The organism is Streptomyces microflavus (assembly GCF_014650075.1).
Lineage (GTDB): Bacteria > Actinomycetota > Actinomycetes > Streptomycetales > Streptomycetaceae > Streptomyces > Streptomyces microflavus.
In genome coordinates this window covers 449246-461583 of sequence record NZ_BMUG01000002.1, presented here as the reverse complement: position 1 = coordinate 461583, position 12338 = coordinate 449246, and the positions used below count along the sequence as shown (strand labels likewise).

The following is a 12338-nucleotide window of genomic DNA, read 5'->3' as shown; positions in this document are numbered from 1 at the left end:
CGTCGCGGTGCTCCCCGGGGGCTACAGCTCGTCGATCGCGGCCAGGTCGATGTCGATGTCGTACGGGGCGGAGAGCTTGAGGCGGTCGTGGTGGACGCCGGTGGAGACGTAGGTCTTGTTGACCGGGTCGAGCTCGTAGGTGATGACCATGGGGCGATCGTTCTCGCCGGTCATCTCGACGAGCCAGAAGTGCTTGATGCCCGCCGCCGCGTACTTGTGCGGCTTGGTGTCCCGGTCGCGGTCCTCGGAGTCGGGGGAGACGACTTCTACGGCGAGGAGGACGTCGGCGGCCTGGTAGCGGGTGGTGCGCTGGTCGCCGTCGGCGGCTGCGGTCACCACGAGGAGGTCGGGCTCCGGGGCATTGCGCTTGCCGAGCACGACGGCCATCTCGCGACGCACGCGCAGGTCGTTCGGGACGTGCTGTCGCAGCCCCTGCTCCAGCAGATACATGGCCAGCGTGTGGAACTTCCGCTGCGGACTCACGAAAACCAGGCTCCCGTCGATCAGCTCTGTGTGCGGCGGGAGGTCGTCAAGCGTGAAGAAATCGTCCACGGTGTAGCCGTCCGGTGGCGGGACCGGCCACCCGGGGTTGGCGCGCCGCTGCTGCGACGCTTCGGACTGTGCCTCGGCGGTCATGGTTCCTCCCATGGAAGGGATCCTGGCCCGTGCACTCAGCGTACCCAGCTGATACGACAGCGCCGCCACCCGAACGAATTCCGGATGGCGGCGCGTGTTGACGAAACAGACGAGCGATTCCTTAGAACGCGGCCTCGTCCAGCTCCATCAGGGAGTTGTCGACGTTCTCGGCGAGCGCGCGCTCGGCCGAGACGCCCGGGAGGATGTTCGCGGCGAAGAACTTCGCGGCGGCGATCTTGCCCTGGTAGAAGGCGACGTCCTTGGCGGAGGCGGAGGGCAGCTTCTCGGCCGCCACGGTCGCGCCCTTGAGGAGCAGGTAGCCGACGACGACATCGCCGGAGGCCATCAGCAGGCGGGTGGTGTTGAGGCCCACCTTGTAGATGTTCTTGACGTCCTCGCCGGTCGCGGTGAGGTCGGTGATCATCGTGCCGACGATCGCCTCCAGGTCCACGGCCGCCTTGGCGAGCGAGTCCAGCGCGGGGGCCAGCTCCTCGTTGCCCTGGGCGCCCGCGAGGAACTTCTTGATCTCCTCGGAGAGCGTGTTGAGCGAGACGCCCTGGTCGCGGACGATCTTCCGGAAGAAGAAGTCCTGGCCCTGGATGGCCGTCGTGCCCTCGTAGAGGGTGTCGATCTTGGCGTCCCGGATGTACTGCTCGACCGGGTACTCCTGGAGGTACCCGGAGCCGCCGAACGTCTGGAGCGACTGCGCCAGCTGCTCGTAGGACTTCTCGGAGCCGTACCCCTTCACGATCGGCAGCAGGAGGTCGTTGAGGCCGTTGAGCGCCTTGGCGTCCTCGCCCGCGGCCTCCTTCTCCTGGATCGCGTCCTGGACGGTGGCCGTGTACAGCACGAGGGAGCGCATGCCCTCGGCGTACGCCTTCTGCGTCATGAGCGAGCGGCGCACGTCGGGGTGGTGCGTGATGGTGACCTTGGGCGCCGTCTTGTCCATGAACTGCGAGAGGTCCGTGCCCTGGACGCGCTCCTTGGCGTACTCCAGCGCGTTCAGGTAGCCCGTGGAGAGGGTGGCGATGGCCTTCGTGCCGACCATCATGCGGGCGAACTCGATGATGCGGAACATCTGGCGGATGCCGTCGTGCTTGTCGCCGATCAGCCAGCCCTTGGCGGGGTGGCGGTCGCCGAAGGTCATCTCGCAGGTGTTGGAGGCCTTGAGGCCCATCTTGTGCTCGACGTTCGTCGCGTACACGCCGTTGCGCTCGCCCAGCTCACCGGTGGTCCAGTCGAAGTGGTACTTCGGGACCAGGAAGAGGGAGAGGCCCTTGGTGCCGGGGCCCGCGCCCTCGGGGCGCGCCAGCACGTAGTGGAGGATGTTCTCGGACATGTCGTGCTCGCCCGAGGTGATGAAGCGCTTCACACCCTCGATGTGCCAGGAGCCGTCCTCCTGCTGCACGGCCTTCGTCCGCCCGGCGCCGACGTCGGAGCCGGCGTCCGGCTCGGTCAGCACCATCGTCGAGCCCCACTGCTTCTCGACGGCGATCTCCGCGACCTTCTTCTGCTCCTCGGTGCCCTCCTCGAAGAGGATGCCCGCGAACGCGGGACCGGAGGAGTACATCCACACGGCCGGGTTCGCACCCAGCAGCAGCTCCGCGTAGCCCCAGATCAGGGAGCGGGGCGCGGTGGTGCCACCGATCTCCTCGGGCAGGCCCAGGCGCCAGTACTCCGAGTCCATGAAGGACTGGTACGACTTCCTGAAGCTCTCCGGGACCGGCGCGGTGTTGGTCTCCGGGTCGAAGACCGGCGGGTTGCGGTCGGCGTCGGCGAAGGAGTCGGCGAGCTCGTTCTCCGCGAGGCGGACGACCTCGCCGAGGATGCTCTTCGCGGTGTCGACGTCCATCTCCGCGAACGGACCGGTGCCGTACAGCTTGTCGCGCCCGAGGACCTCGAAGAGGTTGAACTCGATGTCGCGGAGATTCGACTTGTAGTGCCCCATGGGAAGGCTCCGTAATCAATAGCAGTGGCGCGCAGCGCCCCGGGGAGTGATGCGGGTCGGGCGACAGGCAGGCGTGGGGACAGGCAGACGCGGGTGTATCAGCTGACCTCTACGATGATGCTACCCGTCAGTAATAAGGCGCAACCCCTCAAGCCGTAGATGTGTCCGATTACTCTTTGCAGCATGTACGGCTACGACCAGAACCCTGGTGCTCAGCAGCAGATGGGTCAGATGGGCCAGATGGGTGGCGGCTACGGCGAGCAGCCGCTGTATCCCGAGCCCTCCCCGCCCTCCCTGGCCGACGCGGTACGGGCCTTCACCACCGGCTCCCTCTCCGCCGAGGACTTCCAGCAGATCTTCGCCACGTCGAAGGTCTACTGCCCGCGCGGTGACAACCCCGGCTTCCTGGCGCTGCACAACACGCAGCAGCCCGTGATCCCGATGTTCACCACGCTCAAGGAGCTGCGGCTCTACGCGGGCAAGGAGTCCAAGTACTTCGTGATCACCGGCGCCGAGGTGATCGACCTGCTGCCCACGGGGTACGGCTTCGTCCTGGACATGGAGGGCGATCACCGGATGGTCTTCGACGCCAAGGCGGTCGAGCAGATGGTCGACTTCGCGATGCGCCGCATGTACGGGTAGTCGCGCGCCGGTGGGTCGCTGACCTGCGGTTTCGTATTTTTTGGCTAGGGCCTGCGCCGGGATCGGCGCGGGCCCTTTCCGCTGCCGGGAGCGCCTCGGGGCGCACCGGGAATGCCGCACGCCTTGCAGGATGTTCACCATTCAACTAAATTGATTCCAGAAGACTCGCCCGGAGGTGGCTCCCATGCCCGCAGTGACCGTCGAAAACCCGTTGACCCTGCCCAAGGTGGCCGCTTCGGGTGACGCCGTGGCCCGCGGTCACGTACCTGATCGACGGCACCTTCATCCACCAGGACTCCAACGGTGGCGGCGGCACCATCGAGAACGGCGACACCCAGTGGATGACCGCCGGGTCGGGGCTGCTGCACATCGAGGCGCCGCCGGAGTCGCTCGTGCTGTCCGGCGGGCTCTTCCACGGCCTCCAGCTCTGGGTGAACCTGCCCAAGGCCGACAAGATGATGAACCCGCGCTACCAGGACATCCGCGGCGGCGAGGTGCAGCTCCTCGCCTCCCCGGACGGCGGTGCGCTGCTCCGGGTCATCGCCGGTGAGCTCGACGGTCACCAGGGTCCCGGCATCACCCACACCCCGATCACGATGATCCACGCCACCGTCCGGCCCGGCGCCGAGGTGACCCTGCCCTGGCGCGAGGACTTCAACGGCCTCGCGTACGTCCTGGCCGGGCGCGGCACGGTCGGCGAGGAGCGCCGGCCGATCCGCCTCGGGCAGACCGCGGTGTTCGGCAGCGGCGGTTCGCTGACCGTCCGCGCGGACGAGAAGCAGGACGGGAACACCCCGGACCTGGAGATCGTCCTCCTCGGCGGCCGTCCGATCCGGGAGCCGATGGCCCACTACGGACCGTTCGTGATGAACAGTCAGGCCGAGCTGAAGCAGGCCTTCGAGGACTTCCAGGCCGGCCGCCTCGGCACGGTCCCGGCGGTCCACGGCATGTGACACGTGAGGGCCGTCATGCCTGACGGGCCGTCACTCGTACGGTGGCGGCGGGCGGGCCCGCCGGCGTACACCGTGATCGGGTGGGAGGGTGCCTGCTTCCAAGCCCCTCCTGCCCGACGGCGCCCGCCGCGCCGCCGCCTGGTGCGGCGTCGTCCTGCTGGTGGCGGGGGTCGCCGCCGTCGCGATCTGGCTGGTCGTCGCCCTCAAGACCGCGGTCACGCCGGTGCTGCTCGCCCTCCTCGGCACCGCGCTGCTGGGCCCCGTGCACCGCTGGCTCATCGCCCGCAGGCTCAACCGGTCGCTGGCCGCCGGGCTGACCTGTGCGGCGCTCGTCGCGGTGGTGGGCGGGGCCGGGTACATCGTGGTCACCGCCCTCGTCGACTCCGGCGACCAGATCGTCCGCTCCCTGAAGGACGCCGGGCAGTGGGTCGTCGACCACCTCGACATCGGCGGCAACACCGATGTCGACAGCCTCGCCGACAACGCCAGGAACCTGGTCGAGAAGTTCGGCGCGAGCGCCGCGGGGGGCCTGCTCAGCGGTATCAGCCTGGTCGGCACGCTGGTGGCGACCAGTGTGCTGGCTCTCCTGCTGACCTTCTTCTTCCTGCGGGACTCCGACCGGGCGGTGGACCTCGCGCACGCGGTGGCCCCGCGCGGCACCGGCGATCTGGTGGAGGCGATGGGGCGCCGGGCGTTCGAGGCCGTCGAGGGCTTCATGCGCGGCACCACGTTCATCGCCCTGATCGACGCCGTGTGCATCACGGTGGGCCTGCTGATCCTGGATGTGCCGGGGGCGGTGGGGCTGGGCGCGCTGGTCTTCGTCGGCGCCTACATCCCGTACCTCGGGGCCTTCCTCTCCGGCGCCGTCGCCGTCCTGGTCGCACTGGCCGACCGGGGGTTCGTGATCGCGCTGTGGGCGCTGGGGGTGGTCCTCGCGGTCCAGGTGCTGGAGGGGCATGTGCTCCAGCCGGTGATCCAGAGCCGTACGGTGCAGATGCACCCCGCGATGATCATGATCGCGCTGACGGCGGGAGCGAGCGTCGCCGGCCTGATGGGCATGCTGCTCGCCGTCCCGATGTGCGCGGCAGCCTTCGGTGTACTGGGCGAACTACGCCGCCGCTCCGGGGGTGGCGGCGCTGCCGGCCCGTCCGGGCGCGATCCCGGCCCACCCGGCGGCCACCCCAGCCCGTCCGGGGACAATCCCAGCCCGTCCGGCGTTTGAGGACGGAACCCTCCCGAGGGAGACCCCGCACGCCCGGAGCCCCCGCACCACCCGTGCCTAACCCCCCGCCCCACCCCCCTCGTACAGCTCGAACCAGATCGACTTCCCCTCCCCCCGCGGATCCACCCCCCACGCATCCGCCAGCATCTCCATCAGCACCAGCCCCCGCCCGCTGGAAGCCATCTCCCCCGGCCGCCGCTTGTGCGGCAGCTCGTCGCTCGCGTCGGCCACCTCCACCCGCAGCCGCCGCTCCCCCCGCTCCCCGGAGACCTCCGCCGCCATCAGCGCGTCGCCGTCCGTGTGGACCAGCACGTTGGTGGCCATCTCCGAGACCATCAGGACCGCCGAGTCGACCTGCTCGGGGTCCTTCCAGTCGTGCAGCAGCTCCCGGACGAGCTGCCGGCCCACCGAGATCCGCTCGGGCTCGGCCTGCGCGATCGTCATGACGCTGCGGCGCATCGGCGTCTGCGGCGCCCGCGCTCTCTCCCGCCGCAGCACCAGCACCGCGATGTCGTCCTCGCGGCGGTCCGCGAGCGGCCCGGTCGTGTAGTGCGAGGTCGGCCCGTGCACGGCCTGGACCAGGGCGTCGGCCATCTGCTCCAGGTCCTCGGTGGGCTCCTCCAGGACCGGCTGCAGCCGGGCCCAGCCGGTGGCCATGTCGTGGCCGCCGGTCTCGATGAGGCCGTCCGTGCAGAACATGATCGTCTCGGCGGGTTCCAGGACGACCCGGGTGGTGGGGTAGTCGGAGTCCGTCTCGATCCCGAGCGGCAGCCCGCCCGCCGTCTGCCGGATGACCGCGGTGCCGTCTGCGCTCACCACCACCGGGTCGGGATGGCCCGCGCGGGCGATGTCCAGCGTCCCGGTCTCCGGGTCCACCTCCGCGTACAGGCAGGTCGCGAAGCGCGGCGCCGAGGGCTCGTCGTCGCCCGCCACGCCCTCGTACGCGTCCGTCAGCCCGGAGAGGAAGCGCGAGGCCCGGGAGAGCACGGCGTCCGGGCGGTGCCCCTCGGAGGCGTACGCGCGCAGGGCGATGCGGAGCTGGCCCATCAGCCCGGCGGCCCGTACGTCATGGCCCTGGACGTCGCCGATGACCAGGGCGATCCGGCCGTTCGGCAGCGGGATCATGTCGTACCAGTCGCCGCCCACCTGGAGCCCGCCGCCGGTCGGTACGTACCGCGCCGCGACCGTCATACCGGGGATGTCCGGCCCCAGCGTCGGCATCATCGAGCGCTGGAGGCCGAGTGAGAGCTCCCGCTCGGTCTCCGCGACCCCGGCCCGGGCCAGCGCCTGGGCGAGCATCCGGGCGACCGTGGAGAGCACCGCGCGCTCGTCGGGCGAGAACCCCACCGGGTGCTGGAACCCGGCCATCCAGGCGCCCATCGTGCGGCCGGAGGAGACCAGCGGCAGATACGCCCAGGACTGCCGCCCGAAGCGCCGGGCGAGCGGCCAGGTGGCGGGGTAGCGGCGGCGGTACTCCTCGGGGGAGGGGAGGTAGATCGCGCGGCCGGTGCGGACGACCTCGGCGGCCGGGTAGTCGGTGTCCAGGGGCATGTCGGTGAAGGGGTCCTCTTCGGCCGTGCTCTGCCCGTGGTGCCCGATGATCGTCAGCCGCTCCCCGGCCGAGCCGAAGACCGCGAGCCCGTCCGGGGAGAAGCCGGGCATGGAGAGGGACGCGGCGACCCGCAGCACCTCCTCCGTGGACCGGGCCTCGGCCAGCGCCCGCCCGGCGTCCAGCAGGAACGCCTCCCGGGACCTGCGCCAGTCCCCCGTGATCGGCGTGTGGGGGCCGGACGACCCCAGCTGCGGTTCGGCGACCTCCTGGAGCGTGCCGATGAGCACGTAGTTCTCCCGGTCCCCGTCCGTCGCGACGACCGGCTTGGAGCGGCTGCGTACGGTACGCAGCACCTTTCCCCGCTCGTCCACGATCCGCAGCCGGGCCTCGGCCAGGGTGCCCTCGGCGACGGCCAGGTTCACGACGCCGTAGATCTCGTTCCAGTCGACCGGGTGGAAACGGGAGCGCACCGCCGCCTCCCGGTAGCTGCCGGGCTCGGCGGGCAGGCCGAGCAGCCGGGCCGCCTCCGCGTCGAGCGTGACCGTGCCGGCTGCGTTGTCCCAGCGCCACAGGCCGGTCGCGATCGCGGCCAGGACTTCCTCGGTGCGCATTGCCCCACTTTAGGAAGATGTGCTCTCCGTACGCCACCGAGGGGGCGCCGACTGCGGGCCCGGGGCGGGAGCGGGCGGTAAAGGGAAATGAAGGGGCCCGGCCCCGGGCGGTAGCCTGGGGTGGCTCATTCCACCCCCAACCGCGAAGACTGGATGAACGACGATGCATCGGTACAGGTCCCACACCTGCGGCGAGCTCCGCGCCTCTGACGTCGGCACCGACGTCCGGCTGAGCGGCTGGCTGCACAATCGCCGAGACCTGGGTGGCATCCTCTTCATCGATCTGCGCGACCACTACGGTCTGGTGCAGCTCGTCGCCCGCCCCGGCACCCCCGCCAACGACGCCCTGGCGAAGCTGACCAAGGAGACCGTCGTCCGGATCGACGGCAAGGTCTCCGCGCGCGGCGCCGACAACGTCAACCCGGAGCTGCCGACCGGTGAGATCGAGATCGAGGTCACCGAGGTCGAGGTGCTCGGCGAGGCCGGCCCGCTGCCCTTCACGATCAACACCGAGGACGGCGTCAACGAGGAGCGGCGCCTGGAGTACCGCTTCCTCGACCTGCGCCGTGAGCGCATGCACCGCAACATCCTGCTGCGCTCGGCCGTGATCGCCTCCATCCGCTCCAAGATGGTGGCCCTCGGCTTCAACGAGATGGCGACCCCGATCCTCACCGCGACCTCCCCCGAGGGCGCCCGCGACTTCGTCGTCCCGTCCCGCCTGAACCCCGGCAAGTTCTACGCGCTGCCGCAGGCCCCGCAGCAGTTCAAGCAGCTGCTGATGATCTCGGGCTTCGACCGCTACTTCCAGATCGCGCCCTGCTTCCGCGACGAGGACGCCCGTGCGGACCGTTCGCCGGGCGAGTTCTACCAGCTCGACGTCGAGATGTCGTTCGTCGAGCAGGAGGACGTCTTCCAGCCGATCGAGAAGCTGATGACCGAGCTCTTCACCGAGTTCGGCAAGGGCCGCGAGGTTACCTCGCCGTTCCCGCGCATCCCGTTCCGCGAGTCGATGCTGAAGTACGGCAACGACAAGCCGGACCTGCGCGCCAAGCTGGAGCTCGTCGACATCTCGGACGTCTTCGCCGACTCCGGGTTCAAGGCGTTCGCCGGCAAGCACGTCCGTGCGCTGCCCGTCCCGGACACCGCGGGCCAGTCCCGCAAGTTCTTCGACGGCCTCGGTGAGTACGCCGTCGAGCACGGCGCCAAGGGCCTGGCCTGGGTGCGTGTGGGCGAGGACGGCACGCTGGCGGGACCGATCGCCAAGTTCCTCACCGAGACCGACATCAAGACGCTCACCGAGCGCCTCTCGCTGGTCCCGGGCCACGCCGTCTTCTTCGGCGCGGGCGAGTTCGACGAGGTCTCCAAGATCATGTCGGTCGTCCGGGTCGAGGCCGCCAAGCGCGCCGGCCACTTCGAGGAGGGCGTCTTCCGGTTCTGCTGGATCGTCGACTTCCCGATGTACGAGAAGGACGAGGAGACCGGGAAGATCGACTTCTCGCACAACCCCTTCTCGATGCCCCAGGGCGGCCTGGCCGACCTGGAGGAGAAGGACCCGCTCGACATCCTGGCCTGGCAGTACGACATCGTCTGCAACGGCATCGAGCTGTCCTCGGGCGCCATCCGTAACCACGAGCCCGAGCTGATGCTCAAGGCCTTCGAGATCGCCGGTTACGACCGCGAGACCGTCGAGCACGAGTTCGCGGGCATGCTCCGCGCGTTCCGCCTCGGCGCCCCGCCGCACGGTGGCATCGCCCCGGGTGTCGACCGCATCGTGATGCTGCTGGCCGACGAGCCCAACATCCGCGAGACGATCGCCTTCCCGCTCAACGGCAACGCCCAGGACCTGATGATGGGCGCGCCGACCGAGCTGGACGAGTCCCGGCTGCGCGAGCTGAACATCCAGCTGCGGAAGCCGGTCGCCGCGAAGGGTGCGGGCGCGTCGGAGAAGCCCGCCGACAAGTAGTCCGTACGGTCCCGCTCTGCGGATGTTTCACGTGAAACAGCCCCCGATCACCCGATCGGGGGCTGTTTCGTTGCGTGGGCAGGAGGGCCCCCGACGGCCGGGCGACGCGGTACAGCCGGATGGCCCCGGTTCGGGTTCGGCCGAGCCGGGTCCGGCAAAGACTGGCACCGAGACACCCCTCTCGCACCGCGTGCCGCCCCGCCACGCCGTCCGTCGTCACCCGAGGAGCCCGCCACCGTGTCCGTCCCGCGCCGCCCGCACGCCCTGCTCACCGCACCGCTCCTCGTCCTGGCCCTGCTGCTCACCGGCTGCGCATCCGGCACCGCGCCCGCGAAGGCTCCCGTCGCCGCCCCGGGGCAGGGCGCCGCGGGCCCGGAGTCCGACGCCGCCTCCGTACTCCGGGAGCCGGCCGAAGCGGAGCCGGCGCCGAGCCCCGCGGAGATCCCGGGCCTGGGGCCGCTGACCCGGGCGCAGATCCCCGAGGAGGCCCGCCAGGCGTTCGTCGTCACCGGGGAGGACGAGGACGCCAACCGGTCCAGCGCGGTCCTGTACAGCCGCGAGGACCCGGCGGAGGGGTGGGCGCCGGCAGCCGGTCCGTGGGACGCCCACAACGGCATGGAGGGCTGGACCGACCACCACGTGGCGGGCGACCTGAGGTCCCCCAGGGGCGTCTACACCCTCACCGACGCGGGCGGCCGCCTCCCCGACCCGGGCGCCCTGCTCCCGTACGACGAGCACCCCCGGTTCGCGGTGGACGGCGAGGGGTTCTTCGGGGAGCCCCTGGAAGGCTCCTTCGACTACGTCGTCGCGATCAACTACAACCGCACGGAGGGCGTGACCCCGCTGGACCGCACCCGCCCCCTCGGCCTCGAACGCGGCGGCGGCATCTGGATCCACGTCGACCACGGCGGCCCCACCCAGGGCTGCGTCTCCATCCCGGAGGAGCGCATGGAGGAACTCCTGCGCACCCTGGACCCGGCGATGAACCCGGTGATCGTGATGGGGGACGCGGAGACGCTGGGACTCTGACCCTGCGCCGTACGCCAGGAGCCCGGGACCATGAACGGTGTCCCGGGCTCCTCGTGTGCGTACGGCGGTGGCTACGCCGGCTTCTCCTCCAGGCGCGGGAACAGCACCGCGCCCTTCGTCACCGTCGCGCCGGCGGGCAGGATGCCCCAGGTGCCCGCGTCCTGGACCTTCTGGTCGGCCAGGGCGCCCAGGGACTCCTCGGCGCCCAGGGACTCCCACAGGCTCTGCGAGGTCACCGGCATCACGGAGTTGAGCAGGACCGCGACCCCGCGCAGGGCCTCGGCGGCCGTGTAGAGGATGGTCGCCAGGCGGGCCTGGCCCTCGGGAGTGGTGTCCTTGGCCACCTTCCACGGCTCCTGCTCCGTGATGTAGCCGTTGACCTGCTTCACGAAGTCGAAGATCGCCAGGATGCCGGACTGGAAGTCCAGCTCCTCGCCGATCTTCTGGTCGGCCGTGGCGACGGCCTTCGCCAGGCCCTCCTGCACGGCCCGCTCGGCGTCACCGGCGGCCGTGGCCTCCGGCAGCGCCCCGCTGAAGTACTTGCCGACCATGGCTGCCACGCGCGAGGCGAGGTTGCCGTAGTCGTTGGCCAGCTCGGAGGTGTAGCGGGCTGAGAAGTCCTCCCAGGAGAACGAGCCGTCGCTGCCGTACGCGATGGCCCGCAGGAAGTACCAGCGGTACGCGTCCACGCCGAAGTGCGAGGTCAGGTCCTGCGGCTTGATGCCGGTCAGGTTCGACTTGGACATCTTCTCGCCGCCGACCATCAGCCAGCCGTTGGCGACGACCTTGCCGGGGAGCGGCAGGCCCTGCGCCATCAGCATCGCGGGCCAGATCACCGTGTGGAAGCGGAGGATGTCCTTGCCGATCAGGTGCACGTCCGCCGGGAACGTACCGTCGAACTTCTCCTGGTTGGCGCCGTAGCCCACGGCCGTCGCGTAGTTGAGGAGCGCGTCGATCCACACGTAGATGACGTGCTTGTCGTCCCACGGCACCGGGACGCCCCAGTCGAAGGTCGAGCGCGAGATCGACAGGTCCTGGAGGCCCTGCTCGACGAAGTTCACGATCTCGTTGCGCGCCGACTCGGGCTGGATGAAGCCCGGGTTCGCCGCGTAGAACTCCAGCAGCTTCGGGCCGTACTCGCTGAGCTTGAAGAAGTAGTTCTCCTCCTTGAGGAGCTCCACCGGCTTCTTGTGGATCGGGCAGAGCTTCTGACCGGCGAACTCGCCCTCGCCGTCGATCAGATCGCCGGGGAGCTTGTACTCCTCGCAGCCCACGCAGTACGGGCCTTCGTACCCGCCCTTGTAGATCTCGCCCTTGTCGTACAGGTCCTGCACGAACTCCTGCACACGGTCGGTGTGCCGCTTCTCCGTCGTCCGGATGAAGTCGTCGTTGGCGATGTTCAGATGCTCCCAGAGGGGCTTCCACGCCTCCTCGACGAGCTTGTCGCACCAAGCCTGCGGAGTGACGTTGTTCGCCTCGGCCGTGCGCATGATCTTCTGACCGTGCTCGTCCGTGCCGGTGAGGTACCACACCTTCTCGCCGCGCTGGCGGTGCCAGCGCGTGAGCACGTCGCCTGCGACGGTCGTGTAGGCGTGGCCCAGGTGAGGAGCGTCGTTGACGTAGTAAATGGGGGTCGAGACGTAGTACGCCGTCGCCCCCTGCTTCTCGGATCCAGTGGCCGCCATGGTCGAAATCCTAACGGTCGGTTGAAGATCCACTCACATCGATAAAGCGGGCACCGTGGGTGGGCCGTGGGTGGCCCCGCGGGTGGAGAGCTTTGCG

General features: G+C 69.9%; 8 protein-coding genes and 1 pseudogene. 5 read left to right on the top strand and 4 right to left on the bottom strand.

The genetic code is table 11. From position 1 onward, the window contains the following. Positions 1-21: 21 nt before the first annotated feature. A complete protein-coding gene (locus IE264_RS07125) occupies positions 22-636 on the bottom strand; it encodes a Uma2 family endonuclease (RefSeq protein WP_373301907.1) in 615 nt (204 codons plus the stop codon). Positions 637-757: 121 nt separating this feature from the next. Then, the gene (locus IE264_RS07120; protein WP_032755926.1) at positions 758-2584 is read right to left on the bottom strand and encodes an acyl-CoA dehydrogenase; all 1827 of its coding nucleotides are present in this window, start codon (positions 2582-2584) and stop codon (positions 758-760) included. Positions 2585-2767: 183 nt separating this feature from the next. On the opposite strand from IE264_RS07120, the gene IE264_RS07115 reads away from it, so the two are divergent. From IE264_RS07115 to IE264_RS07105, 3 genes and pseudogenes are all read left to right on the top strand, one after another. Further along, positions 2768-3226 (top strand): SseB family protein, encoded by a 459-nt coding sequence (locus IE264_RS07115; RefSeq protein ID WP_015609740.1) that lies wholly within the window; start codon positions 2768-2770, stop codon positions 3224-3226. Between the two features lie 184 nt (positions 3227-3410). Further along, positions 3411-4179: pseudogene (locus tag IE264_RS07110) on the top strand (pirin family protein). Positions 4180-4267: 88 nt separating this feature from the next. Then, the gene (locus IE264_RS07105) at positions 4268-5401 is read left to right on the top strand and encodes an AI-2E family transporter (RefSeq protein WP_032755927.1); all 1134 of its coding nucleotides are present in this window, start codon (positions 4268-4270) and stop codon (positions 5399-5401) included. A 57-nt stretch (positions 5402-5458) separates the two neighbouring features. Here the strand turns inward: IE264_RS07105 and IE264_RS07100 are convergent, their stop codons facing one another. Further along, a complete protein-coding gene (locus tag IE264_RS07100; protein ID WP_032755928.1) occupies positions 5459-7564 on the bottom strand; it encodes an ATP-binding SpoIIE family protein phosphatase in 2106 nt (701 codons plus the stop codon). Positions 7565-7727: 163 nt separating this feature from the next. On the opposite strand from IE264_RS07100, the gene aspS reads away from it, so the two are divergent. Both aspS and IE264_RS07090 read left to right on the top strand, forming a co-directional pair. Further along, entirely contained in the window at positions 7728-9527 is a 1800-nt protein-coding gene (gene aspS / locus IE264_RS07095; protein WP_015609736.1) for an aspartate--tRNA ligase, read from the top strand. A 237-nt stretch (positions 9528-9764) separates the two neighbouring features. After that, entirely contained in the window at positions 9765-10556 is a 792-nt protein-coding gene (locus IE264_RS07090) for a L,D-transpeptidase family protein (RefSeq protein ID WP_032755929.1), read from the top strand. Positions 10557-10627: 71 nt separating this feature from the next. Here IE264_RS07090 and metG read toward each other — a convergent pair whose 3' ends face one another. Further along, positions 10628-12241: a methionine--tRNA ligase gene (metG, locus tag IE264_RS07085; protein WP_015609734.1), complete on the bottom strand. Its 1614-nt coding sequence runs from the start codon at positions 12239-12241 to the stop codon at positions 10628-10630. Between the last annotated feature and the right edge of the window lie 97 nt (positions 12242-12338).

Excerpts from the sequence above, each read along its gene's own strand:
- IE264_RS07125 (WP_373301907.1), bottom strand. The coding sequence starts at position 636 with ATGACCGCCGAGGCACAGTCCGAAGCGTCGCAGCAGCGGCGCGCCAAC.
- metG (WP_015609734.1), bottom strand. The coding sequence starts at position 12,241 with ATGGCGGCCACTGGATCCGAGAAGCAGGGGGCGACGGCGTACTACGTC.
- IE264_RS07115 (WP_015609740.1), top strand. The coding sequence starts at position 2,768 with ATGTACGGCTACGACCAGAACCCTGGTGCTCAGCAGCAGATGGGTCAG.
- IE264_RS07100 (WP_032755928.1), bottom strand. The coding sequence starts at position 7,564 with ATGCGCACCGAGGAAGTCCTGGCCGCGATCGCGACCGGCCTGTGGCGC.
- aspS (WP_015609736.1), top strand. The coding sequence starts at position 7,728 with ATGCATCGGTACAGGTCCCACACCTGCGGCGAGCTCCGCGCCTCTGAC.
- IE264_RS07120 (WP_032755926.1), bottom strand. The coding sequence starts at position 2,584 with ATGGGGCACTACAAGTCGAATCTCCGCGACATCGAGTTCAACCTCTTC.